Raw genomic sequence first — 25,139 nt, 5'->3', positions numbered from 1 at the left:
AAGCGTCAGACCACGGAGCCAACTCCGTGTACGCCTGCGGTATGACACACGAGGGCGGTGCCTCCCCCGACCCGTAGGGGTCGTGCGGGAGACACCGCCGTCGAGCCAGGTGCGCGACGGGTCAGCCGGCCCGGTGCACCACCGCGTCGCACAGCTCGAGCAGCGCCGCCTTGGCGTCGCAGTCCGGCAGCGGGGCCAGCGCCGCCCGCGCCTCCTCCGCGTACCGGACGGTGTCCCGGCGGGCCTGCTCCAGCGCGGGGTGCGCGCGCAGCGCGGTCAGCGCCTCGGCGTGCCGGGCGTCGTCGCTGAGGTCGGAGTCCAGCAGCTCGCACAGCGCGATGTCCTCGGCCAGGCCGAGGCGGGCGGCCCGCTCGCGCAGCCGGAGCACGGGCAGCGTCGGGATGCCCTCACGCAGGTCGGTGCCCGGGGTCTTGCCGGACTCGTGCGAGTCGGAGGCGATGTCCAGGACGTCGTCCGCGAGCTGGAAGGCGACTCCGAGCCGTTCGCCGTACTGGGTGAGGACGTCGACGACCGTCTCGTCGGCGCCGGACATCATCGCGCCGAACCGGCACGACACGGCCACCAGGGAGCCCGTCTTGCCGCCGAGCACGTCCAGGTAGTGGTCGACCGGGTCACGGCCGTCCGAGGGGCCCGCGGTCTCCAGGATCTGCCCGGTGACCAGCCGCTCGAACGCGAGGGCCTGGACCCGGACCGCCTCGGGGCCGAGGTCGGCGAGGATCTGGGAGGCGCGGGCGAAGAGGAAGTCGCCGGTGAGGACCGCGACCGAGTTGCCCCAGCGGGTGTTGGCGCTGTCCACGCCGCGCCGCACGGACGCCTCGTCCATGACGTCGTCGTGGTACAGCGTGGCGAGGTGGGTCAGCTCCACGACGACGGCCGACGGCACGACGCCCGGCGCGTACGGATCGCCGAACTGCGCCGCGAGCATCACGAGCAGCGGCCTGAACCGCTTCCCACCGGCCCGTACGAGGTGCTGCGCGGCCTCCGTGATGAACGGGACCTCGCTCTTGGTGGCTTCGAGCAAGCCTTCCTCGACAGCCGCCAATCCGGCCTGGACATCGGCTTCCAGAGCCTGGTCCCGCACGCTCAGCCCGAACGGCCCGACGACGGTCACGAGGGGTCTCCTGTCTGCTGGTGTCTGCTGGCGATTACACGGTTTGTCGATAGGTCGTTGCCATCACTCAAGTCAGCGTATCCGGTCCTGTTTCGATCACCGATAGCGCCCACCGGTCCAGCCCGGGCGGTATCGGATCACGGCCGGTATGTTTTTGATCATCTGATAAGTGTGGGTACACAACGACTTAACAGGATCTCGCCCGATTTGTCGCGAACCGCGCGGCGGGCGAGGTACTCCTTTTGCGCCACACCCGGCGAATCTCCCGAATCCCCCATGTCTGATTTGATACTCTTTGCCATTTCGTGAATTGGGTCACGCGCGCCCATGAATCGGCCACTCGGCACCACCCCCGTTCTCCCCTTGCCGCATTGGCCAGTTGAGCGTTGGCAACCGCAAAGGATCAAGTGCCCCATTCGGAACAGATCAAGGTCAAATGCCTCTTTGGGTGAATCCAGTACTTGTTCCTGACATGTGCTGTCGCATAGCTTCCGGGCCAGTCAGACGAACGCCGAATCCTGCCGCGTCTGACACCACCCATCGACGAACTCATTCGTACGGCAGGAGCGGGGGACCCAGGTAAGCCGCCTGACCGGACGACGCACGTCGCGCCGGGACGGCTAGGGGTGAAGTCGTGCCTCCCCCCAGAGGAACGGCCGGGCACCTCCCCGCCCGAACCCGACAGCTCACCTCGCAGGCGACGGAGAGGAACGTCCCCATGCCTGTTGCCGCTCAGCCCCGCCGCACCCGCACCAACCGCCTCGTCCGCAAGTTCGCCGTCATCGGCACCGGCGCCGCCGTGCTCGCCCTTCCGCTCATCGGCGCGACCAGCGCCTCCGCCGCCACCCCCACGGCCGCCACGGCGTCCACCACGCTCGCCGGGTACCCGAACAACCTCGACGGCTGGATCCGTGAGTCGCTCGCGATCATGGCTCAGAAGGGCATCCCGGGGACGTACAACGGCATCTACCGCAACGTCATCCGCGAGTCGTCGGGCAACCCGGCGGCCATCAACCTCTGGGACTCCAACGCGGCCAAGGGCATCCCGTCCAAGGGCCTGCTCCAGGTCATCGACCCGACGTTCAACGCGTACCACGTGGCCGGAACGTCCTACGACATCTACGACCCGGTCGCGAACATCACGGCCGCCTGCAACTACGCGGCCGCGCGCTACGGGTCGATCGACAACGTCTTCGGCGCCTACTGACCGGCGCCCACGGCGGGCCACTACTGATATCCCGGTCAGTCGGTCGGGAACAGTCTTTCGAGGACGACGGCGATGCCGTCGTCCTCGTTCGACGTGGTGATCTCATCGGCGACGGCCTTGAGTTCGGGGTGGGCGTTGGCCATGGCGACACCCCGTCCGGCCCAGTCGAACATGGGGATGTCGTTGGGCATGTCGCCGAAGGCGAGCGCCCGGTCGGCGGCGATCCCCAGGTACTCGGCGGCCAGCGCCAGCCCCGTCGCCTTGGTGACCCCGCACGGCTGCAGTTCCACGGTCCCGGGCCCCGACATCGTGACCGTCGCCAGCGAGCCCACCGCCGAGCGAGCGATCGCCGCCAACTCGTCGTCGGACAGCGTGTGGTGGCGCAGCAGCACCTTGCTGATGGGCTCGCACCACAGGTCGTCGCGGCGGCCGACCTGCACGGCGGGCAGGGTCGGGTGCGGCATCAGATACCCGGGTTCGATCAGGGTGAGCCCTTCCACACCGTCCTGGTCGACGGCCGCGTAGACCTGCCCCACCTCGGCCTCGATCTTGCCGAGCGCGGTCTCGGCCAGTTCCCGGTCCAGCCGGACCGACCACAGCAGACGGTCGGCGCCGGCGTCGTAGACCTGCGCGCCCTGCCCGCACACCGCGAGCCCCGTGCTGCCGAGGCCCTCCAGGAGGGGCCGTACCCGAGGAGCCGGGCGGCCCGTCACCACCAGGTGCCGGGCGCCGGCCCGCGCCACCCGCTCGAGCGCGGCGCGCGACCGGTCGGAGACGGTGTCGTCGCCGCGCAGCAGCGTCCCGTCCAGGTCGGTGGCGATCAGTGAGTATGCGGGGGGTGCGGCCATGATCAGAGAATACGGATCGCACGCCCCGCCGACTCACCCTGAAGTTGCCGGACTTGTGTGCTCCTCGACTCCAATTGGCGCCTGCGGGCCACCTGATGGTGGTGGCGTCGACGTGATCGGACATGCCGGTGAGCGAGACGGCGTCCTGCACGGCTCAGCCGTGTGCCGCCGCCAGGTGCCCGGCCAGGCGCGGCGAGGCGAACTCCGTGCCGCAGACGAAGCGCATCACCGGGCCGTACGAGGACGCCGCCGGGAGGCCGGTGAAGTACAGGCCGGGGACGGAGGAGACGTACCCCGGTCCGAGCCTGGGCGTGCCCCGGCTCACCGCCAGCCGGGTGCGCAGCTCATGACCGAGGAAGTCCATCGCGGCGATGTTCACGCGGTAGCCGGTGGCCGCGATGACGTGGTCGGCCGAGAACCGCTCGGTGCGCTTGCCGTGGGTGCTGACGGTGAGGACCGGGCTGCCGTCCGGGGCCTCGGCGCCCACCACCCGCTCGACCTCCTGGACCTGCACCTTGCCCTCGAAGCGGTCACGCAGCCACCAGGCACCGAGCGGGCCGAGGACCCGGCGGACCAGGTAGTGGCGGGTGCGGGCGGGCAGGAAGCGGTACGGGTGGGGGTAGTGGCTGAGCGCCCACAGGGACCAGGCACGGCCGAAGGGCGACTCGGGGCGCAGCCTCGGCTGGCCCCAGGGCGGGGCGCCGAAGGCGACCCGGCCGCGGCCGCGCGAGACCACACGCACCTGGGCGCCGGCCTCGGCCGCGAGGGCGGCCGTCTCCAGCGCGGACTGGCCGGCGCCGACGACGATCAGCTCCTTGCCGGCGAAGCGGGTGAGGTCGTGGTGCTGGGAGCTGTGGGAGACCGGACCCGTGGGCGCCGGGCCGTCGGCCGCCGCCGGCGCCAGCTCCGCCGGGAGGTGGGCGAGCCCGGACAGGCCGGTGGCGACCACGACCGCGCGGGCGGTGAACATCTCCCCCGAGTCCAGCTTGAGTTCGAACCCGCCGCTCTTGTCGCGGTCCACGGAGACCACCCGGACCTGCTCCAGGTCGGGCAGCAGCTTCTCCTGGAACCACTCGCCGTAGGCGATGAAGGTCTCCACCGGGACGATGTCCTCGTCGGTCACCAGCCGGCGGACACCGGCCGCATCGCAGTAGTCGGCGAGGGTGTGGCCGGGCTGCGGGCAGTCGAGGTTGGAGGCGGCGGGGGTCGACTTGAGGAGCATGCCCTCGGGCATGTGGGCGCGCCAGCTGACCATGGGGTCGCCGAAGACGCGGACGGGGATGCCGCGCGCCCGCAGGTGGGCGGCGGTGGACAGGCCGTACGGCCCGGCCCCGATGACTGCAACCGGTCGAATCACGAAGTCCCTCCCCAGGACGCGGTGCGCCACCTTCGTGGCCTTGCCTACTTCGTGGTGGGAGTGGTGCTGCTGCCGCGGCGATTGGTGCGCCACAGCTGATACAGGTGCTTCGCGCCCGGGCGCACGAAGCGGGCGAGCATCGTGAGGAACGGCATCGGGTCGTCACCCGCGAGCCAGGCCAGCTCCGTCCCGCTCGCCTTCGCCGGCACGTGCGGCGTCGTGTAGCCGCTGCGGCGGTAGGCGAGGAGGGCGGGCAGGTCGATGTTCTCCACGACGAGACGGTGACCGGCGCGCTGTTCCCCCTCCGGTACGGCACGGCCGGTCAGATTCAGGTGCATCGCGCGTACGACGTCCACGCCCGACTCGTTCTCGAAGAGCCGGAACTGGGCGCCCATGCGCGGGTTGAAGTCGAGGAGCTTGTACTGTCCGTCGCGCCGGTCGAAGCGCAGGTCGAGGTCGATGATGCCGGTGAAGCCGATCTGTTTGACGAAGCGCGCGGCGAGGTCGGCGAGCTCCGGGTTGTCCACGACGTACGCGTTCGCCGTCATGCCCGCGTGCGGCGGCCAGGAGCGGACCTTGACGCCGGTGAAGAGCGCGAGCGGGTTGGAGTCGGCGTCGAAGCAGGCGTGCACGATCCAGTCCTCGGCCTCCTCCCTCGGCAGGTACTCCTGGAGGATCACGCCGGGCTGCTCGCCCCAGTCCCGGGCGAGGGCGAGCAGGCCCTCGCGGGTGGCGATCCTCGTGGTGCCGTTGACGGCGGGGTGGCTGCGCCGTACGAACGCCTCGCGGTTCTTGGCCACCACCGGGAAGCGGGCCGTGTCGGCGAAGGCGACGATCTCGTCGTACGACTCCGGGAACGCGGCCGACGGGCTCGCGATGCCGTGTTCCACGCACAGCTCGTGCAGGCCCTGCTTGCTGGCCAGCCGGCGCGGCAGCGCGGGGTCGACGCGTGGGAAGAGAAAAGGACCGGCCAGATCGTCCTGGTGCTCGGCGATCAGGACGGCGGCCTCCTCGTCCGTCGGAACCAGGACGGTCGGACGGCCGATCCGGCGGCCGATGCGCAGCAGGCCCTCGACCAGCCGGCCCGGGTCCTCGGCGCCGGTCGTCGGCCACACGAACGCCCGTTTGAGATAGCGAGACGCGGACGCGGGCGTGTAGGCGTCCTCGGTGATCGCATACATCGGGACGCCGAGGCGGCCCAGGCTGCGGATCGCGCCGACACCGCCGTGGTGCAGCGGGTAGTCGCCGAACTTGACGATCAGTCCCGGCACGTCACGGTCCGCGTCGAAAGGCACGCCGACGGTGCTTCTGGCCACGGGTCCCCCCACGTGTCCCCCCTACGGACCGGACCCACCCCGTCCGTGTCCCCCAAAGGACGCTAAGCCGGAATTGCCCCCTCCCACAAGACCTTTTCGGGCATTACGAACTCTTTAGACACTGTCCGAGCAACCTTTCGAGCAACGCATGGGGCACTGCCCAAGACGCGCGACTCAGCCGTAACGTGTGCCGCGACCACATGGAACGCACCGCCATGCATGGCCCGGATGAGAGCGAGGCAGTACCCCATGCCCCCCTTCGACGTCCCCGAGGGCGACCCCTTCGGTCCGCACAACCTTCCCTATGGCGTGTTTTCGCCCTCCGGCAGCACGGAGCGGAGGGTCGGCGTCCGGCTCGGTGACCACGTCCTCGACGCGGGCGCCGCGGCCGCCGCCCTCGGCTCGCCGTATGTCTCCCTGCTCGCGCAGCCCACCCTCACCCCCCTGCTGGCGGCCGGGCGCACGGCCTGGTCGGACGTGCGGCGCGCGCTGACGGCGTGGGTGACCGTGCCCTCGCACCGGTCCACGATCGAACCGCTGTTCCACCCCCTGTCGTCGGTGACCCTCCACCTGCCCTTCGAGGTCGCGGACTACGTCGACTTCTACGCCTCCGAGAACCACGCCCGGAACGTCGGCCAGATCTTCCGCCCGGACGCCGAGGACTCCCTGACCCCCAACTGGAAGCACCTGCCGATCGGCTACCACGGCCGCTCCGGCACGGTGGTGGTGTCGGACACGGACGTCGTACGTCCGTCCGGGCAGCGCAAGGGCCCCGCCGACCCGGCACCCGTCTTCGGCCCCTCGATCCGGCTGGACATCGAGGCCGAGGTCGGCTTCGTGGTGGGTGTGCCCTCCGAGCTGGGCAGGCCGGTCGCGCTCGGCGACTTCCGGGAGCACGTCTTCGGACTGTGCCTGCTGAACGACTGGTCGGCGCGGGACGTCCAGGCCTGGGAGTACGTCCCGCTCGGCCCGTTCCTCGGCAAGTCCTTCGCGACCTCGGTGTCGGCGTGGATCACCCCGCTGGAGGCGCTGGAGCACGCGCGCGTGGCCCCTCCGGAGCGCACGCACCCGCTGCTGCCCTACCTGGACGACTCCGCGCCGGACATCGAGCCCGGCGGCTACGACCTGCGGATCTCCGTCGCGATCAACGGCCATGTGGTGTCCGAGCCGCCGTTCTCCAGCATGTACTGGACCGCGGCCCAGCAACTCGCCCACATGACGGTGAACGGGGCCTCCCTGCGCACCGGCGACCTGTACGGCTCGGGCACGGTGAGCGGCCCCGCGGAGAACCAGCGCGGCTCACTGCTGGAGCTGACCTGGAACGGCCGCGACCCGCTCGAACTCCCGGACGGCAAGCGGACGTTCCTGGAGGACGGCGACGTCGTGACGCTGTCGGCGTGGGCGCCGGGCGCGGACGGGGGCCGAGTGGGACTGGGGGAGGTCAGCGGGCGCGTCGTGTCGGGCTGAGCCTTGCGTCGGACAGGTCCAGGCTTGTAGCAAGCATTTGACACAAGCCCGCCGTGACGCCATCTTGTACTCACCGCTTGATACAAGCGGTGAGTACAAGATGCTCGCTTTTCACGGGGGTTTGTCATGGCTGACACGGACCTTGATAGGACCGCTCCGGCGTCCCGCGCGCCCGTCGACCGCTACGCCCGCTGGACGGGCCTGATCATCGGCGCGCTCGCCGGACGCTGGGTGTCCTCGCTCGACCACGGCGACGGGATCCTGTACGCCATCCCGGCGTTCGGGCTGTGCGCGGTGGCCGGCGTCCTGGCGGGCGACGCGCTGACCCCACCGGCGCAGGGCGCCGTCCGCACGGCGGGGCTCGCTCCGCGCCGCGTCCGGGCCTACGTGCCACCGCGCATGACCTGGCTGCTCCTGGCCCTCGCGGGAGCGCTGGAGGTGCTGCTCGTGGTGGCGGGCGCGATCGCCTCACCGGACGACCTGGGGCATGCGGGGCGCGCCCTCACCGCCACCTGCCGGGGCGAGACCCAGTCGGCCACACCCTGGCCCGGCTTCCATTACGGCCTGCCGATGCTGGCCTCCCTGGCCGTCGCCACCGCCGCCTGCGGCTGGTCCCTGCGGCGGATCGCGGCACGGCCCGGCGACGAGCAGTCCCGCCGCGACCGCAGCCTGGCCGTCGTCGCCGTCTGGGGGCTGGTCGTGTCTGCCTCCCTGCTGGGCGCGGCCTCGACGGCGTCCGGCGCGCTGATGGACATCAGCTGCGACGGGACCGCCGGGACGGTGGCCGACGCGGTGCTGTGGCCACTGGCCGCGCTCGCGCTCGTGATCGTGCCGTGGACGCTGGTCACCGTGTGCTCGCCGCGGGCGTCGTGGGGGCGCCGGTCCGCCTCCGGCGACCGCCGGTGGGCGGTTCGCCGGCCGGCCTCGGGTGAACGCCGGTGAGCGGCGCGGTCGTGCGGGTCGACACCACCAGTCCCGTCCCGCCGTACGAACAGATCCGCGCCCAGCTCGCCGCCCTGATCACCGCCGGCCGCCTGCCCGAGGGCGAACGGCTGCCGACGGTACGGCAGCTGGCGGCCGACCTGGGCCTGGCGGCGGGGACGGTGGCCCGCGCCTACCGCGAGCTGGAGGCGGCCTCCCTGATCCGGACACGGCGCGGCGCGGGCACCCGCGTGGCCCCGGTGCCGGCCCGGGCCGACCGCCCGGACCCGGCAGCCGAACTCGCAGCACTGGCCCGTGGGTTCGTGGGACAGGCGCGGGCGCTCGGGGCGACGGAGGAGCAGGTGACCGCGGCGGTCCGGGCGGCGTTCCGGGAGTAGGAGGTGCGTTCGGGGGCCGGGAAAAGGCCCGGCGGGAGCACGCCACTAGCGCCGGGGAAGAGACGATCGCTGCTCGACCCTGACACTCGTGCCGCCTGTCCCGTCATACTGACGGGACACGCACCCGGCGATGCGCTCCCGTGCACCGCCCCGCACCACCCGGCACCCGCACCCGTCTCCGACCAGGAACCGGAGCCCCGGCATGACCGTCTGCCTGCTCCTGCTGAGCGTCGTCGCCCTGACGGCCGCCGTACCGGCGCCGCGCGCGCTGACCCGGGCCGCCTGGCCCGAGCGGGAACCCGTGGTCGCGTTGTGGGTGTGGCAGTGCCTGGTCGCCACGGTCCTGCTGTGTTGTCTGACCGCGCTCGTGCTGGGCGCGGCGGCCGTCTTCCACACCGTCCGCGACCATGTCTTCGCCCCCGCGCCGCCCGCCGTCACCGCCGCGTACGACCTCTCCACCGCCCCGGTCTGGGCCGTCGCCCTCACCCTGCTGCTGGCCTGCGGGGCCGCTTGGACGACCGCGATGCTCGGCCGGGAGATCGCCGAGGCCCGCCGCCGCCGCGGCCAGACCCGGGCGCACCTGCGCGAACGCGCCCCCGACCTGCCCGCGGGACTACCGGCGGCACGCGGACCGATGCTGGTGCTGGAGGACGAGTACCCGGACGCCTGGTGGATGCCGGGCCATCCGCCCCAGCTGGTCGTGACCACCGGGGCGCTGCACCGCCTGACCGACCATCAGCTGGACGCGGTCCTCACCCACGAGCGCGGCCACGCCCGAGCCCACCACGACTGGCTGCTCCACCTGTCCACCGCGCTCGCCACCGGCTTTCCGCACGTCCCGCTCTTCGCCCACTTCTGCGACCAGACGCACCGGCTGGTCGAACTGGCCGCCGACGACACGGCATCCCGCCGCTGCGGCCACCTCACCACCGCCCTGGCCCTGATCGAGCTGAACCAGCACCGCGGCGTCCTGTCCTGCGCCTCCAGCCGCCGTCTCCTGGGCGAACGCGTGGACCGCCTCCTGGAGCCCCCGCCGCGCCTGCTCCGCCGACACCGGGCCCTGACGACGACGGTCGCGGCACTGGTCCCGCTGCTGCCGCTGCTGATCATGTTCGCACCGGGGCTCACGGCACTGTCCTGACCCCACTGGGGGCTTTCGGCTTCCACCCCTGGACCGTCATACATCCGGCGAGCCCCCCCGCCGGTGCGGGGGTGCGCCCCACCCGGCCCTGGTCAACGTGAACCGAAGAGCAGCCGAGTGGCAGTTCTGGCCCGTCTACTCGGAAAACCGCAGCTCAGCGGCCCATCCGACGCGTCCTCACCTGGCGCAACACTCCAGAAACACCTCATTCCCTACCCCCTCGGTATGGTTCCAGCCATGCCACCCACCGACCGCTCCCGAGACCACACCGGTCAGGGCGCCGCGACCACCGTCGCCGCCCACCGCGTGCGTCGCCGGCTGCGCGCGGACCGGGCCCGGCAGCTCGCCGACCTCCTGCGCCACCAGCTCCTCACCGGCGCCTTCGAGGACGGCACCCTCCCCCACGAGTCCACCCTCGCCACCGACTACCGCGCCTCCCGCAACACCGTCCGCCAGGCCCTGGACCTGCTTCGGGCGGAAGGCCTGGTGGAGCGGTTGCCCGGGGTCGGCACCGTCGTCGTCGCCGAGAAGTACCCGCACGGCCTCGACCGCCTGATGGGCCTCGCGGAAACCCTGCGCGAACACGGCCGCGTCACCAACGAGGTCCGCACCCTGGGCCCCGCCCCCGCGCCCGCCCCGGTGGCCGAACGCCTCCGTGTCCCGGCCGGCGCCGACGTCCTCTACATCGAACGCCTCCGCCGTTTGAACGGCCTCCCTCTCTCCCTCGACCTCACCTACATCCCGCTCGACATCGGAACCGCCCTGCTCGGCGCCGACCTGGAGAACACCGATGTCTTCCGCCTGCTGGAAGCCATCACCGGCCAGCGCCTCGGCCACGCCGAGATCACCCTGGAGGCGGTGAACGCGGACGCCCACTCCGCCGCCGTGCTCCAGGCCCCGCGCGGCGCAGCCGTGCTGATGCTGGAACGCCTCACGCACCTCGCCGACGGCCGCCCCGTCGACCTGGAGTTCATCCGCTTCCGCGGCGACCGCATCACCATGAGCGGCCTGCTCCACCGGTCGCTGTAACCACCCTGCCTGACCCGTTCCCTGGAGACAGCCATGCCCTTGGCGCCCCAGCGGGCCGACGTGCCCGTGACCATCGACGAGTCGAAGTGCATCGACGGCTGCACGCTCTGCGTGGACATGTGCCCGCTGGACTCCCTCGCCATCGACGAGAGCAACGGCAAGGCGTACATGCACGTCGACGAGTGCTGGTACTGCGGCCCGTGCGCGGCCCGCTGCCCCACCGGAGCCGTCACGGTCAACATGCCCTACCTGCTCCGCTGACCCTTCCGACCCGCTCCGGCGAGAGGCCGAACAACCATGAAACGCAAGGCAGTCGCCCTGTCAGCCGTCGTGCTCCTCCTGCCCCTGTCCGGATGTGCCGGCAGCGCCGAAGCGGGCAGCGGCTCCACGATCACCGTGACCGTCGGCTACCAGTCCAAGACCATCAACACCGTCACCGCAGGGACCCTGCTCCGCTCCCTCGGCTACTTCGAGAAGCAGCTGAACGCCCTGCACGACGGCCACACCTACAAGGTCGACTGGCAGGACTACGCCACCGGCGCCCCGATCACCGCCCAGATGACCGCCGGGAAGATCGACATCGGGTCGATGGGCGACTTCCCCCTGCTGCTCAACGCGGCCCGCGGCAAGCAGCTCGGCCGCCCCACACACCTGGTGTCGGTCACCGGCTACAACCTGCGCGGCGGCCTCAACACCGTGGTCACCGCCCCGGACTCCAAGCTCGCCTCCCTGAAGGACCTCAGGGGCAAGAAGGTCTCCACGAGCGTCGGCTCCGCGGCCGACGGCACCCTCGTACGGGCCCTGCAGCGCGCAGGCATCGATCCGAACACCGGTGTCTCGAAGCTCAACCAGCAGCCCGCCGTAGGCGCGTCGGCCCTCTCCGCCGGCAGCGTGGACGCACTGTCACAGTTCGTCGCATGGCCGGGCCTGCTCACCTACCAGGGCAAGGCGAAGGCCCTGTACGACGGCGCCGAGCTGAACCTCCCGACCTTCCACGGTGTCACCGCCCGCGAGGACTTCGCCAAACAGCACCCGGCCGTTCTGGAGGCCTTTCTGAGGGCCCAGGCACAGGCCTCGGACTATCTCGACGACCACCCGGTGACCGCCGCGGAGAATGTCGCCGGAGCCACCGGTCTGCCCGCCGAGGTCGTCTACCTCTACAACGGCGCCCACGGCATCGCCACCTTCGATCCGGCCGTCAAACCCCAGCTCGTCTCCGCGCTGAAGCAGGACGTCTCCGTCCTCAAGGCCGCCAAGCTCACCGGCGACATAGACGTGGACTCCTTCATCGACGACCGGTACGTGAAGAAGGCACTCGGCGCCTCCTACGCCGAGCGGCTCGCCGCCACACCCGCACCGGCCGCGAGCGAGGCATGGCCCAAGGGCAGCGAGAAGACCGTCTCCTTCAAGTCACCGAAGGAGCTGCTGGCCTACGTGGCCGGGCATCGGGACGGCATCCGCGCTGCCTACGTCCCCGACGCCACCACCGGCACCCTCTGGTTCGCCGACAAGGCGGTCTGGGTGGCCGACGGTGACCAGCTGCTGCCGTTCGTGGCCCCGGCGACAGCGCAGGCGTACATCACGGCTCACGGCGGCGCCCGTACCGTCTCGTACACCGCCGCACTCGGACGGTCCTCATGACCCGGCGGCCGCTCGCCCGCTATGCGTTGCGGGCGGTGTCCCTGGCCTCCGCCCTCGGGCTCTGGCAGCTGCTGACCAGCCTGGACGTCGACCTGTGGCTGCGCTTCTCGCAGTTCCCGACAGTCACCGACGTGGCCCGGGCCTTCGCCGACCGGGTCTCCGGCGCCGACTACTGGACCGATCTCACCGACAGCCTCACCCGCATCCTCACCGGCTTCGCGCTGGCAGCCGTCCTGGGCGTGGCGACGGGCGTGCTCGTGGCCCGCTCGCGCCTCGCCGAGGACCTGCTCGGCCCGGTCCTGGAAGTCGTCCGCCCGATCCCGGCCATCGCTCTCGTCCCCGTCGCGATCCTCCTCTTCCCCTCGAACGAACAGGGAATCGTCTTCATCACGTGCACCGCCGCCTTCTTCCCTGTGCTGGTCTCCACCCGGCACGCGGTCCGTGCGCTCACCCCCGTCTGGGAGGAGGCGGTGCGCACCCTCGGCGGCGGCCGGCTGCGGATCCTCGGCTCGGTCGTGCTGCCAGGCGCGCTGCCCGGCATCTTCGGCGGCCTGTCGGTCGGCATCGGCGTCTCGTGGATCTGCGTGATCTCCGCCGAGATGATCTCCGGCCAGTACGGCGTCGGTTACCGCACCTGGCAGGACTACACGGTCGTGAACTACCCGGGCGTCTTCGTCGGCATGGTCACGATCGGCCTCCTCGGCTGGGTCACCTCCACGGCCGTGGAACTCCTGGGCCGGCGCCTGACCCGCTGGCTGCCCCGCACCTCGTACGTCCCCGGCGGCCGGGCCCGCACTCCGGTGCCCCGCTTCGCCGCCCCGGTCGCAGTGAAGGCAGAGGGCAACCCCGAGAACCAGCCCGAGGCCCAGCACCAGGGCCACGACGAACGCGAGCAGGGGGCGCGCGATGAGCACCTCGTCTGAGACGGTCGTGACCGGCGCCGCTCCTGCGGCGACCTCACGGGAGGCCATACGCGGCACCCGGCTCACCTTCCGTGCCGCCGTCCTCGGCCGACCGGATGCCCCGGTCCTGCACGACGTCGACCTGGACGTCGCGCCAGGCGAGATCCTCACCGTCGTCGGCCCCTCCGGCTGCGGCAAGTCGACGCTGCTGCGCACGCTCGCCGGGCTGCTGTCACCGCTGGCCGGGGCGGTGGAGCAGGACGGCAGCCCGCTCACCGGGCCGTCCGCCGACCGTGCACTGGTCTTCCAGGAGGACGCGCTGCTGCCCTGGCGCACCCTGCGTGGAAACGTCGAACTCCCCCTCGCCATCAGCGGCGTACCGCGCACCGAGCGCCGTTCCCGGGCCGAGTCCTGGCTCGGACGCGTCGGACTCAGCGCACAGGCGGGGCAGTTGCCGCACCGCGTCTCCGGCGGGCAGCGCCAGCGTGCCCAGTTGGCCCGCGCCCTGGCCGACAGCCCGCGCGCGGTCCTCATGGACGAACCCTTCGGAGCCCTCGACGCCCAGAACCGCTCGGGCATGCAGGACCTGCTGGTGGAGGTCTTGCGCGGCACGGGTGCGACCGTCGTCTTCGTCACGCACGACGTGGACGAGGCGCTCTTCCTCGGCGACCGCGTCGCCCTCCTCGGGGCCGGTCGCGCGGCCTCCGTACGCGACGTGCCGCATCCGCGCGACCGCGGCGCCCTCGACGACCCGGCCCGCGCGATCCTGCGCCGCGCCGTCCTCTCCTCGCTCGGCACCTGAAAGGCACCCCGGTGACCACCCCCGCCAACGCCCCCGCGCAGACCCCCATGGAGATCCCCGCCGTCACCGACGCCGAGGAGCTGACCTGCGATGTCCTCGTCATCGGCGGCGGCACCGCCGGCACCATGGCCGCCCTGACCGCCGCCGAGCGCGGCGCGGACGTCCTGCTCCTGGAGAAGGCCCACGTCCGCCACTCCGGCGCGCTCGCCATGGGCATGGACGGCGTCAACAACGCGGTCGTCCCCGGCCGCGCCGAGCCCGACGACTACGTCGCCGAGATCACCCGCGCCAACGACGGCATCGTCGACCAGTCCAGCGTCCGCCAGACCGCCACCCGCGGCTTCGCGATGGTCCAGCGGCTGGAGTCGTACGGAGTCAAGTTCGAGAAGGACGAGCACGGGGACTACGCGGTCCGGCAGGTTCACCGCTCGGGCTCGTACGTGCTGCCGATGCCGGAGGGCAAGGACGTCAAGAAGGTCCTGTACCGGCAGTTGCGACGGCGGGAGATGCGGGAGCGGATCCGCATCGAGAACCGGTTGATGCCGGTCCGTGTGCTGACCGCGCCGGACGACGGGCGGGCCATCGGCGCCGTCGGCTTCCACACCCGCACCGGTGCCTTCGTCACCGTCCGCGCGGGCGCGGTGATCCTCGCCACCGGCGCCTGCGGCCGTCTCGGTCTGCCCGCCTCCGGCTACCTCTACGGCACCTACGAGAACCCCACCAACGCCGGCGACGGCTACGCCATGGCCTACCACGCGGGCGCCGAGCTGACCGGGATCGAGTGCTTCCAGATCAACCCGCTGATCAAGGACTACAACGGTCCGGCCTGCGCCTACGTCGCCAACCCCTTCGGCGGCTACCAGGTCAACCGGCACGGCGAGCGGTTCGTCGACTCCGACTACTGGTCGGGGCAGATGATGGCCGAGTTCGCGGCGGAGGTCGCCAGTGATCGCGGCCCGGTCTACCTGAAGCTGAGCCATCTGCCCGAGGAGTCGATCTCCGCCCTGGAGTCCATCCTGCACTCCACCGAGCGGCCCACCCGCGGCACCTTCCACGCCGGGCGCGGGCACGACTACCGCACCCACGACGTCGAGATGCACATCTCCGAGATCGGCCTGTGCGGCGGCCACTCCGCCTCCGGCGTCCGCGTCGACGACCACGCCCGTACGACCGTCCCCCGCCTGTACGCCGCGGGCGACCTCGCCTGCGTCCCGCACAACTACATGATCGGCGCTTTCGTCTTCGGCGACCTCGCGGGTGCGGACGCCGCCCAGTACACGGCGTACGCGGGAGAGCTTCCCGCGGACCAGGTCCGCGAGGCGCACGAGCTGATCTACCGCCCGCTGCGCAACCCGGACGGCCCGCCGCAGACCCAGGTCGAGTACAAGCTGCGCCGCTTCGTGAACGACTACGTGGCACCGCCCAAGTCCGGCGTCCGCCTCTCCCTCGCCCTGGACGCCTTCGAGCGGATGCGCGCCGACATCGCCGCGTTGGGCGCCCGCACCCCGCACGAGCTGATGCGCTGCGCCGAGGTCGCCTTCATCCGCGACTGCGCGGAGATGGCCGCCCGCGCCTCCCTCGCCCGTACCGAGTCCCGCTGGGGGCTCTATCACGACCGGATCGACCACCCCCGGCGCGACGACGCCTCCTGGTTCCACCACCTCGATCTGCACAAGTCCCCCTCTGGTGCGATGGAGTTCACGGCCCGACCCGTGGCTCCGTATCTGGTCCCGGTCGAGGGTTTCGCCCCGGTCGGCGGCCCCTCCCGGCATCTGGGCGAGGTCCGGCCCGAGGACATCGCCACGGCCGGACCGCGCGATGCAGCACCGGTCGCCACCGGACCGGCGTCCACCCGCGCCACCGGGTCAGCGGACCCGAGCGGCGCCCCCGCCACCGCCTCGCCCCGGCTCCTGGAGCTGCTGCGGCTGGCCGAGGAAGGGCCCGAACTCGCTTCCCTGGAGCCCTACTTGTCCGACCCCGATCGCGCGGTCCGGCGTACGGCCGTCTCCGTCCTCACCGAGACCGTGCCGACCGGTACCGGGCAGGCCCTGGCCGGTGCCCTCGCCGACCCCGACGCCGAGGTCCGTGCGGCCGCCGCGGCCTCGATGCGCGAACTCGTCGAGACCCTGCCGTCCGAACCCGCCCTCGGCACCGCCCTCATCGGCGCGCTCGCCGAGGCGGACCCCGTGGTCCGCGCCGCAGCCCTCGATGTCCTGCGCGCCCTGAGGCTGGGCGAAGCCGCCGTGTTCGCCGCCGCGCTGGACGACCCCGACATCCCGGTCCGTATCGAGGCCGTGCGTGCCCTCGTCTCGGTCGACGCGGCCGAACCACTGGCGGGCGCCGCGAACGATCCCTCCCGGGAGGTCCGCGTGACCGTGGCCAAGGCGCTGGCCGCCGTCAGCCCGGCGCCCTTGGACCGGCAGGCCCGGGAGTTGCTCACCGGCGCCCTGGACCGGCTCACCGAGGACGCCGACCCGCTGGTGCGCGGTGCCGCGCTGGGTGCGCTGGCCACTCCTGGCTGCCCGGCGCCGCTCGTCGCACGTGCCGTGGCCGCCCTTTCCGACCCGGCCTGGCAGGTCCGCTCCGGTGCCGCCACCGCGCTGTCGGTCGCACCCGCCGACTCCGCTGTCCCCGCCCTCGCCAAGGCCCTGGCCGACCCGAACCCCGATGTGCGCAAGGCGGCGGTCCTGGCCCTGACCCGGCACAACGCCACCGAGCAGGCCCGCGCGGCTCTGGCCACCGCCACGACCGATTCGGACGCGGATGTCAGGGCGTACGCGGCACGGGGGTTGTGAATCCCTGGCTTCGTCTCGGGCGCAGTTCCGAAGAGGCAGTACCGAAGAGAAGGACGGCCTCCCAGGGCATCCGGCGCGCTATATCCAGTCGTCCGGTTCCGGCTCGTCCCCCGGCTCGGGCCAGTAGTCGTCCGGGGAGTCGCCGGGCGCCGGCGAAGCGCCGCTCGCAGGGGTGGCACCGCCCGCGGCCGTGCCACCGGCAGCCGTGCCCGGTGCGTCCAGGGAGTTCAGCACCTCGAGCACTCCTTCCCCGTACGTCGCCAGCTTCTTCTCGCCGACCCCGCTCACCGTGCCCAACTCCCGCACCGAGCCGGGCCAAGAGATGACGATCTCCCGGAGGGTGGCGTCGTGGAAGATGACGTACGCCGGGACGCCCTGCTCGCGGGCCTGTTCGGCGCGCCAGGCGCGCAGGGCCTCGAAGGCGGGGAGCAGCGAGTCGGGCAGCTCGACCGCGGCGGCCTTGGCCTTGCGGTCGCCCCGGCCGGAGGAGGCGCCCGAACCCGACCGCGACGTGGCCGGCTTCTTCGGCTCCTTGCGCAGCGGCACCTCCCGGTCCCGTCGCAGCACCGAACCGCTCGCCTCGGTGAGCACCAGCGTGCCGTACTCCCCCTCGACCGCGAGCAGCCCCTGCGCCAGCAGCTGCCGGACGACACCCCGCCACTCGGCCTCGGCGAGGTCCTGGCCGATGCCGAACACGGACAGCTGGTCGTGGTCGAACTGGATCACCTTGCCGGTGCGCTTGCCGAGCAGGATGTCGACGATCTGGACCGCGCCGAACTTCTGCCCACGCTCCCGCTGCAGCCGCACCACCGTCGACAGCACCTTCTGCGCGGCGATCGTGCCGTCCCAGGTCTCCGGCGGGAACAGGCAGGTGTCGCAGTTGCCGCACCCCGTGGCGGAGGGCTCCTGGCCGAAGTAGGCCAGCAGCTGGCCGCGCCGGCACTGGGCGGTCTCGCACAGGGCGAGCATGGCGTCGAGGTGAGCGGAGGCCCGGCGGCGGAACGCCTCGTCGCCCTCGCCGGACTGGATCAGTTTGCGCTGCTGGATGACGTCGTTGAGGCCGTAGGCCATCCAGGCGGTGGAGGACAGTCCGTCGCGGCCCGCACGGCCCGTCTCCTGGTAGTAGCCCTCGATCGACTTGGGCAGGTCCAGGTGGGCGACGAAGCGCACGTCCGGCTTGTCGATGCCCATGCCGAAGGCGATGGTCGCGACCACGACCAGGCCCTCCTCGCGCAGGAACCGGGACTGGTGGGCCGCGCGCATGCCCGCGTCCAGGCCCGCGTGGTAGGGCACCGCCTCGATGCCGTTGCTGCTCAGGAACTCGGCCGTCCGCTCCACCGAGTTGCGGGAGAGGCAGTACACGATGCCGGCGTCGCCCGCGTGCTCCTCCCTGAGGAAGGCGAGCAGCTGCTTCCTGGGGTCGGCCTTGGGCACGATCCGGTACTGGATGTTGGGCCGGTCGAAGCTGGCGACGAAGTGCCGGGCCCTCGGCAGGTCCAGCCGCTGGGTGATCTCCTGGTGGGTGGCGCGTGTGGCCGTGGCGGTGAGGGCGATCCGCGGGACGTCCGGCCAGCGCTCGCCGAGCAGGGAGAGGGCCAGGTAGTCGGGGCGGAAGTCGTGGCCCCACTGGGACACACAGTGCGCCTCGTCGATGGCGAAGACGGAGATCTTGCCGCGGGAGAGCAGGTCGCGTGTGGCCTCGACCCGCAACCGCTCCGGGGCCAGGTACAGCAGGTCCAGTTCACCGGCGAGGAACTCGGCCTCGACCACGCGCCGCTCGTCGAAGTCCTGCGTGGAGTTGATGAAGCCGGCCCGCACGCCGAGGGCTCGCAGGGCGTCCACCTGGTCCTGCATCAGCGCGATCAGCGGCGAAATCACCACGCCCGTACCGGGTCTGACCAGGGCCGGGATCTGGTAGCACAGCGACTTGCCGCCGCCGGTCGGCATGAGGACGAGGGCGTCTCCGCCCGCCACCACATGCTCGATGATCGCTTCCTGCTCACCGCGGAAGGCCTCGTATCCGAAGACCCGGTGCAGCGTGGCCAGCGCCTCGCTCGCGGCCGCGCCCGGCCCCTCGGTCGTCCTTGGCATCTCGCTGATCCCGCCCGTCGCGCCCATCGTCCTGTCCCCCGAGTCCGTCCCCCGTGCGTCGTCCCTCGACCACTGCGTCCACGATAGGCGCCCGCGCCGGCAGCGTCGGAAGTTGTCCACAGGTGCGAGTGACTTGTCATATCAACCCACCGACTGTTTCCGGACAGCCGATCCCGCACCCCATCGGGTGCGCCGGATACCGCCGAAAGGCCACCGCTCAACCCATTGGGCGCCTCTGGATGGCCGCTCCCCTCGCCCGAGGACAGGCTGCTGGAGCGGGCCGGGGAGGCCCGCTCGCCGCCGGATCACGCTTCCCACCCGGTACACCCGCGTCTGCCCCTAGGAGCCCCGCCTCATGATCGCTCGCCTCGCCGGAACCGCGCTCGCCCTTGTCTCGGCCCTCGCCGTGCCCGCCTCCGTGCCCGCCCACGCCGCCGACCAGGACACTTTCACCGACCCGCAGCTGACCGCGGCGTACACGGCGACGGCGCTGTACCGCTACGAGCCGTTCGCGACCGCCGCCGGCTACGAGCCGCACGTGTGTCTCGCCCGCGCCGAGGGCGCCATGGGCTTCCACTACTTCAACGAGTCCCGCTTCGGCTCCCTCGACCCGGAGAAGCCGGCCGGCCTGCTCTACGAGAACGCCAACGGCGGGCGCCGGCTCGTGGGTGTGGAGTGGGTGGTCCCGGTCACCGGCAAGAACATGAAGCGGCCCCGCCTGTTCGGGCAGGACTTCCAGGGCCCGATGGCCGGCCACTACCCGGGCATGCCCACCCACTACGACCTGCACGTGTGGCTCTACAAGAAGAACCCCCGCGGTCTCTTCTCCCAGTGGAACCCGACCGTGAAGTGCCCTTCGTCGGCAACACCGGGCATGTCGAAAATGCCGGGCCACTGACAGACGACGGCCCCGGCTCCTCGCTCGGAGGAACCGGGGCCGCAGGGGCGTGGCGCGGGCCTCAGCGCACGAACACTCCCGCCTGGCTCGCCAGGTTCAGGAAGTACTGCGGCGCCACACCGAGCACCACCGTGACCGCCACACCCACCCCGATCGCCGCCATGGTCAGCGGTGACGGCACGGCCACGGTCGGACCCTCGGGCCTCGGCTCACTGAAGAACATCAGCACGATCACCCGGATGTAGAAGAAGGCGGCAATCGCCGAGGAGATCACACCGATCACGACCAGCGGGGCCGCACCGCCGTCCGCCGCCGCCTTGAACACGGCGAACTTCCCGGCGAAACCGGAGGTCAGCGGGATACCGGCGAAGGCCAGCAGGAACACCGCGAACACGGCCGCCACCAGCGGCGACCGGCGTCCGAGCCCGGCCCACTTGGACAGGTGCGTCGCCTCGCCGCCCGCGTCGCGCACCAGCGTGACCACCGCGAAGGCACCGATCGTCACGAACGAGTACCCGGCCAGGTAGAACAGCACGGACGACACGCCGTCCTTCGAGGTCGCGATGACACCCGCGAGGATGAATCCGGCGTGCGCGATCGACGAGTACGCCAGCAGCCGCTTGATGTCGGTCTGCGTGATCGCGATGATCGCGCCGCCCAGCATGGTGACGACCGCCACCGCCCACATGACCGGCCGCCAGTCCCAGCGCATGCCGGGCAGGACGACGTACAGCAGGCGCAGCAGCGCGCCGAACGCCGCCACCTTCGTCGCCGCCGCCATGAAGCCGGTCACCGGGGTCGGCGCGCCCTGGTAGACGTCGGGCGTCCACATGTGGAACGGCACCGCGCCCACCTTGAAGAGCAGGCCCATCACGATCAGGGCGCTGCCGAGCAGCAGCAGCGCGTCGTTGCCCATGGTGCCCGCGAGCGCCGGGTCGACGTTGGTGACCGTGCCGTCGACGACCTGCGCGATGCGCGCGTACGACACCGAGCCCGCGTAGCCGTACAGCAGGGCGATGCCGAACAGCGTGAACGCCGAGGCGAACGCGCCGAGCAGGAAGTACTTGACCGCGGCCTCCTGCGACATGAGCCGCTTGCGGCGGGCCAGCGCGCACAGCAGGTACAGCGGCAGGGAGAAGACCTCCAGGGCCACGAACAGCGTCAGCAGGTCGTTGGCCGAGGGGAAGATCAACATGCCGGCGATCGCGAAGAGCAGCAGCGGGAAGACCTCGGTGGTGGTGAACCCGGCCTTCACGGCGGCCTTCTCGCTGTCGCTTCCCGGCACGGACGCGGCCTGCGCCGCGAACGAGTCGACCCGGTTGCCGTGCGCCGCCGGGTCCAGACGCCGTTCGGCGAAGGTGAACAGGGCGACCAGACCGGCCAGCAGGATCGTGCCCTGCAGGAACAGGGCCGGACCGTCGACCGCGATCGCTCCCATGGCCGCGACGTGCGCCTTGGTGGTGCCGTAGCCGTCGGCCGCCAGGGCGACCACCGCGGCGAACGCGGCACAGAGGGCCACGACGGACACGAACACCTGGGCGTAGTAGCGGGACCTGCGCGGGACGAACGCCTCGATCAGCACGCCGACCAGTGCCGCACCGACGACGATCAAGGTCGGCGACAATTGCCCGTACTCGATCTTCGGCGTGGGGATCTTCGAGATCGGCTCGGCCGCGTTTGTCCACAGGCTGTGGACGGCTGTTGCGCTCACTTGGCCGCCTCCACCGAGGGCTTGGGATCGGTCTTGTGTACGTCGGACATGGTCTGCTTGACCGCCGGGTTGACGATGTCCGTGACGGGCTTCGGGTAGACGCCCAGGAAGATCAGCAGCACGATCAGCGGGGCGACGACCACCAGCTCGCGCGCGCGGAGGTCGGGCATCGCCGAGACCTCGGGCTTGACCGGGCCCGTCATCGTGCGCTGGTACAGCACGAGGGTGTAGAGCGCGGCGAGCACGATGCCGAAGGTGGCGATGATGCCGATCGCCGGGTACCGCGTGAACGTGCCGACCAGGACCAGGAACTCGCTCACGAACGGCGCGAGTCCGGGCAGCGAGAGAGTGGCGAGGCCGCCGATGAGGAAGGTGCCTGCGAGCACCGGGGCGACCTTCTGCACACCGCCGTAGTCGGCGATGAGGCGCGAGCCGCGCCGGGAGATCAGGAATCCGGCGACCAGCATCAGCGCGGCCGTGGAGATGCCGTGGTTGACCATGTAGAGCGTGGCGCCGGACTGGCCCTGGGTGGTCATCGCGAAGATGCCCATGATGATGAAGCCGAAGTGCGAGATCGACGCGTAGGCGACCAGCCGCTTGATGTCCCGCTGCCCGACGGCGAGCAGGGCGCCGTAGACGATGCTGATGAGCGCCAGTACGAGGATGACGGGCGTCGCCCACTTGCTGGCCTCCGGGAACAGCTGGAGGCAGAAGCGGAGCATCGCGAAGGTGCCCACCTTGTCGACGACCGCGGTGATGAGGACGGCGACCGGGGCGGTGGCCTCCTGCATGGCGTTGGGCAGCCAGGTGTGCAGCGGCCACAGCGGCGCCTTCACCGCGAAGGCGAAGAAGAAGCCGAGGAACAGCCAGCGTTCGGTGTTCGTCGCCATGTGCAGCGAGCCGTTGGCGCGTGCCTGCACGATCTCCTGGAGGCTGAAGTTCCCGGCGACCACGTAGAGGCCGATCACCGCGGCCAGCATGATCAGGCCGCCGACCAGGTTGTAGAGCAGGAACTTCACCGCCGCGTAGGACCGCTGGGTGGAGGCCGCCTCCTCGCCGTGCTCGTGGGCACGGTCCCCGAAGCCGCCGATGAGGAAGTACATCGGGATGAGCATGGCTTCGAAGAAGATGTAGAAGAGGAAGACGTCGGTGGCCTCGAAGGAGATGACCACCATCGCCTCGACCGCCAGGATCAGCGCGAAGAAGCCCTGGGTGGGCCGCCAGCGGCGGCTGCCGGTCTCCAGCGGGTCGGCGTCGTGCCAGCCGGCGAGGATCACGAACGGGATCAGCAGCGTGGTCAGCGCGATGAGCGCCACCGCGATGCCGTCGACGCCCAGCTCGTAGCGGACCCCGAAGTCCGCGATCCAGGCGTGCGATTCGGTGAGCTGGTAGCGGGCGCCGTCCGGTTCGAAGCGGACCAGGACGGTGATCGCCAGGGCGAGCGTGGCGAGCGAGACCAGCAGCGCCAGCCACTTCGCGGCGGTGCGCTGTGCGGCCGGTACGGCGGCCGTGGCGACGGCCCCGATGGCCGGGAGCGCCGCCGTCGCTGTCAGCAGAGGAAAGGACATCGGTATCAGACCGCCCTCATCAGCAGGGTCACGGCGACCAGGAGTGCCGCACCGCCGAACATCGAGACCGCGTAGGAACGGACGAAGCCGTTCTGGACCCGGCGGAGCCGGCCCGACAGGCCGCCGAAGCCGGCCGCCGTGCCGTTGACGACGCCGTCGACCAGGGTGTGGTCGACGTACACCAGGGAGCGCGTGAGGTGCTCGCCGCCGCGCACCAGGACGACGTGGTTGAAGTCGTCCTGGAGCAGGTCGCGCCGGGCGGCCCGGGTGAGCAGCGATCCGCGCGGGGCGACGGCCGGCACGGGCTTGCGGCCGTACTGGGCCCAGGCGATGCCGACGCCGATGACCAGGCACACCATCGTCGCGCCGGTGACCGTGGCCGCGCTGACCGGCGAGTGGCCCTCGCTGTGGCCGGTGACCGGCTCCAGCCAGTGCAGGAAGCGGTCGCCGATGCTGAACAGCCCACCGGCGAAGACCGACCCGAACGCGAGCAGGACCATCGGGATCGTCATGACCTTGGGCGACTCGTGCGGGTGCGGCTCGTCGCCGTTCTCGTCCGGCTGCCAGCGCTTCTCACCGAAGAACGTCATCAGCATCACGCGCGTCATGTAGAACGCGGTGATGGCCGCGCCCAGCAGGGCCGCGCCGCCGAGGATCCAGCCCTGGGTGCCGCCCTTCGCGAAGGCCGCCTCGATGATCGCGTCCTTGGAGAAGAAGCCCGACAGGAACGGGAAGCCGATGATGGCGAGGTAGCCGAGACCAAAAGTGATGAAGGTGACCGGCATGTACTTCCTGAGGCCGCCGTACCTGCGCATGTCGACCTCGTCGTTCATGCCGTGCATGACGGAACCGGCGCCGAGGAACAGCCCGGCCTTGAAGAAGCCGTGCGTCACCAGGTGCATGATCGCGAAGACGTAGCCGATGGGGCCGAGGCCGGCGGCGAGGATCATGTAGCCGATCTGCGACATGGTCGAGCCGGCCAGCGCCTTCTTGATGTCGTCCTTCGCACAACCGACGATCGCACCGAAGAGGAGCGTGACCGCACCGACGACCGTGACGGCGAGCTGGGCGTCCGGAGCCAGGTTGAAGATGGCCGCGGAGCGGACGATCAGGTACACACCCGCGGTCACCATCGTCGCGGCGTGGATCAGGGCCGACACCGGGGTCGGGCCCTCCATGGCGTCCCCGAGCCAGGACTGCAGCGGCACCTGGGCCGACTTGCCGCAGGCGGCGAGCAGCAGCACCAGGCCGATCGCGGTGAGCCTGCCCTCGGAGGCGTCACCGGCGTGGCTGAAGACCGGGCCGAAGGCGAAGCTGCCGAAGGTGGTGAACATCAGCATGATCGCGATCGACAGGCCCATGTCGCCGACGCGGTTGACCAGGAAGGCCTTCTTCGCCGCCGTGGCCGCGCTGGGCTTGTGCTGCCAGAAGCCGATCAGCAGGTAGGACGCGAGGCCGACGCCCTCCCAGCCGACGTACAGCAGCAGGTAGTTGTCGGCGAGGACGAGCAGCAGCATCGCCGCGAGGAACAGGTTCAGGTAGCCGAAGAAGCGGCGGCGCCGCTCGTCGTGCTCCATGTACCCGACCGAGTACAGGTGGATCAGCGAGCCGACGCCGGTGATCAGCAGGACGAAGGTCATCGACAGCTGGTCGAGGCGGAAGGTGACGTCCGCCTGGAAGCTGCCGACCGAGATCCACGTCCACAGGTGCTGGGTCAGGGTGCGGTGTTCGGCGCCCTTGCCGAGCAGGTCGACGAAGAGGATCAGGCCGAACACGAAGGAGGCGGCCGACAGGAGCGTGCCGATCCAGTGGCCGACGGCGTCCAGCCGCCGGCCGCCGACCAGGAGGACGGCCGCTCCGAGCAGGGGCGCCGCGATGAGCAGCGCGATCAGGTTCTCCACGATTCTTCCGACCC

At 71.3% G+C, this 25,139-nt stretch carries 20 protein-coding genes and 1 riboswitch; of the genes, 12 read left to right on the top strand and 8 right to left on the bottom strand.

Annotation, left to right across the window (positions count from 1 at the left end):
- Window positions 1-121 precede the first annotated feature (121 nt).
- Entirely contained in the window at window positions 122-1,132 is a 1,011-nt protein-coding gene (locus ACIF83_RS25840) for a polyprenyl synthetase family protein (RefSeq protein WP_393467463.1), read from the bottom strand.
- A 499-nt stretch (window positions 1,133-1,631) separates the two neighbouring features.
- Window positions 1,632-1,847, top strand: a riboswitch (cyclic di-AMP (ydaO/yuaA leader).
- 3 nt (window positions 1,848-1,850) lie between these two features.
- Between ACIF83_RS25840 and ACIF83_RS25835 the strand changes: the two genes are divergently transcribed.
- On the top strand, window positions 1,851-2,339 hold the full coding sequence (locus ACIF83_RS25835; RefSeq protein WP_393467461.1) for a transglycosylase SLT domain-containing protein: 489 nt from the start codon (window positions 1,851-1,853) through the stop codon (window positions 2,337-2,339).
- Between the two features lie 35 nt (window positions 2,340-2,374).
- Here the strand turns inward: ACIF83_RS25835 and ACIF83_RS25830 are convergent, their stop codons facing one another.
- The 3 genes from ACIF83_RS25830 to ACIF83_RS25820 form a co-directional block, all read right to left on the bottom strand.
- Window positions 2,375-3,187, bottom strand: a complete 813-nt coding sequence (locus ACIF83_RS25830; protein WP_393467458.1) for an HAD family hydrolase — start codon at window positions 3,185-3,187, stop codon at window positions 2,375-2,377.
- A gap of 154 nt (window positions 3,188-3,341) precedes the next feature.
- Window positions 3,342-4,544: an FAD-dependent oxidoreductase gene (locus ACIF83_RS25825; protein WP_393467455.1), complete on the bottom strand. Its 1,203-nt coding sequence runs from the start codon at window positions 4,542-4,544 to the stop codon at window positions 3,342-3,344.
- Between the two features lie 44 nt (window positions 4,545-4,588).
- On the bottom strand, window positions 4,589-5,839 hold the full coding sequence (locus tag ACIF83_RS25820) for an ATP-grasp domain-containing protein (protein ID WP_399730723.1): 1,251 nt from the start codon (window positions 5,837-5,839) through the stop codon (window positions 4,589-4,591).
- A gap of 270 nt (window positions 5,840-6,109) precedes the next feature.
- Between ACIF83_RS25820 and fahA the strand changes: the two genes are divergently transcribed.
- The 10 genes from fahA to ACIF83_RS25770 all read left to right on the top strand — a co-directional run bounded on the left by fahA (window position 6,110) and on the right by ACIF83_RS25770 (window position 16,956).
- Entirely contained in the window at window positions 6,110-7,327 is a 1,218-nt protein-coding gene (gene fahA, locus ACIF83_RS25815) for a fumarylacetoacetase (protein ID WP_393467452.1), read from the top strand.
- 126 nt (window positions 7,328-7,453) lie between these two features.
- Window positions 7,454-8,269, top strand: coding sequence for a hypothetical protein (locus ACIF83_RS25810; protein ID WP_399730364.1), 816 nt, complete (start codon window positions 7,454-7,456; stop codon window positions 8,267-8,269).
- A complete protein-coding gene (locus ACIF83_RS25805; RefSeq protein WP_399730361.1) occupies window positions 8,266-8,646 on the top strand; it encodes a GntR family transcriptional regulator in 381 nt (126 codons plus the stop codon). The genes ACIF83_RS25810 and ACIF83_RS25805 overlap by 4 nt, the downstream gene beginning before the upstream one ends.
- A gap of 202 nt (window positions 8,647-8,848) precedes the next feature.
- The gene (locus ACIF83_RS25800; RefSeq protein ID WP_399730358.1) at window positions 8,849-9,787 is read left to right on the top strand and encodes a M56 family metallopeptidase; all 939 of its coding nucleotides are present in this window, start codon (window positions 8,849-8,851) and stop codon (window positions 9,785-9,787) included.
- A 237-nt stretch (window positions 9,788-10,024) separates the two neighbouring features.
- Complete coding sequence (locus ACIF83_RS25795) at window positions 10,025-10,816, top strand: GntR family transcriptional regulator (RefSeq protein ID WP_399730355.1); 792 nt, start codon at window positions 10,025-10,027, stop codon at window positions 10,814-10,816.
- A gap of 33 nt (window positions 10,817-10,849) precedes the next feature.
- Window positions 10,850-11,077, top strand: a complete 228-nt coding sequence (locus ACIF83_RS25790; protein ID WP_010986276.1) for a ferredoxin family protein — start codon at window positions 10,850-10,852, stop codon at window positions 11,075-11,077.
- Window positions 11,078-11,113: 36 nt separating this feature from the next.
- On the top strand, window positions 11,114-12,457 hold the full coding sequence (locus ACIF83_RS25785) for an ABC transporter substrate-binding protein (protein ID WP_399730352.1): 1,344 nt from the start codon (window positions 11,114-11,116) through the stop codon (window positions 12,455-12,457).
- On the top strand, window positions 12,454-13,380 hold the full coding sequence (locus ACIF83_RS25780) for an ABC transporter permease (RefSeq protein WP_399730349.1): 927 nt from the start codon (window positions 12,454-12,456) through the stop codon (window positions 13,378-13,380). The genes ACIF83_RS25785 and ACIF83_RS25780 overlap by 4 nt, the downstream gene beginning before the upstream one ends.
- Window positions 13,364-14,161 carry an ABC transporter ATP-binding protein gene (locus ACIF83_RS25775; protein WP_399730346.1) on the top strand — a complete coding sequence of 266 codons (798 nt, stop codon included), beginning with the start codon at window positions 13,364-13,366 and terminating at the stop codon, window positions 14,159-14,161. Before ACIF83_RS25780 ends, ACIF83_RS25775 begins: the two co-directional genes overlap by 17 nt.
- A 47-nt stretch (window positions 14,162-14,208) precedes the next feature.
- Complete coding sequence (locus tag ACIF83_RS25770) at window positions 14,209-16,956, top strand: fumarate reductase/succinate dehydrogenase flavoprotein subunit (RefSeq protein ID WP_399730720.1); 2,748 nt, start codon at window positions 14,209-14,211, stop codon at window positions 16,954-16,956.
- A 78-nt stretch (window positions 16,957-17,034) separates the two neighbouring features.
- Here ACIF83_RS25770 and recQ read toward each other — a convergent pair whose 3' ends face one another.
- On the bottom strand, window positions 17,035-19,074 hold the full coding sequence (gene recQ / locus ACIF83_RS25765; RefSeq protein WP_399730343.1) for a DNA helicase RecQ: 2,040 nt from the start codon (window positions 19,072-19,074) through the stop codon (window positions 17,035-17,037).
- A gap of 328 nt (window positions 19,075-19,402) precedes the next feature.
- On the opposite strand from recQ, the gene ACIF83_RS25760 reads away from it, so the two are divergent.
- Window positions 19,403-19,945, top strand: coding sequence for a hypothetical protein (locus ACIF83_RS25760; RefSeq protein WP_399730340.1), 543 nt, complete (start codon window positions 19,403-19,405; stop codon window positions 19,943-19,945).
- Between the two features lie 61 nt (window positions 19,946-20,006).
- Here ACIF83_RS25760 and nuoN read toward each other — a convergent pair whose 3' ends face one another.
- Genes nuoN through nuoL form a run of 3 tightly spaced genes read right to left on the bottom strand, consistent with a single transcriptional unit; the run spans window position 20,007 to window position 25,125 of the window.
- The gene (gene nuoN, locus ACIF83_RS25755; RefSeq protein ID WP_393467422.1) at window positions 20,007-21,656 is read right to left on the bottom strand and encodes an NADH-quinone oxidoreductase subunit NuoN; all 1,650 of its coding nucleotides are present in this window, start codon (window positions 21,654-21,656) and stop codon (window positions 20,007-20,009) included.
- Window positions 21,653-23,224 (bottom strand): NADH-quinone oxidoreductase subunit M, encoded by a 1,572-nt coding sequence (locus ACIF83_RS25750; protein ID WP_399730337.1) that lies wholly within the window; start codon window positions 23,222-23,224, stop codon window positions 21,653-21,655. Before ACIF83_RS25750 ends, nuoN begins: the two co-directional genes overlap by 4 nt.
- Before the next feature lie 5 nt (window positions 23,225-23,229).
- A complete protein-coding gene (nuoL, locus tag ACIF83_RS25745; RefSeq protein WP_399730334.1) occupies window positions 23,230-25,125 on the bottom strand; it encodes an NADH-quinone oxidoreductase subunit L in 1,896 nt (631 codons plus the stop codon).
- Window positions 25,126-25,139 lie beyond the last annotated feature (14 nt).

Origin of the sequence: Streptomyces sp. NPDC085866, from assembly GCF_044541035.1 — a bacterium.
GTDB lineage: Bacteria > Actinomycetota > Actinomycetes > Streptomycetales > Streptomycetaceae > Streptomyces.
Note: the sequence above shows the minus strand (reverse complement) of the source record. Positions and strands in the feature narration are given on the sequence as shown.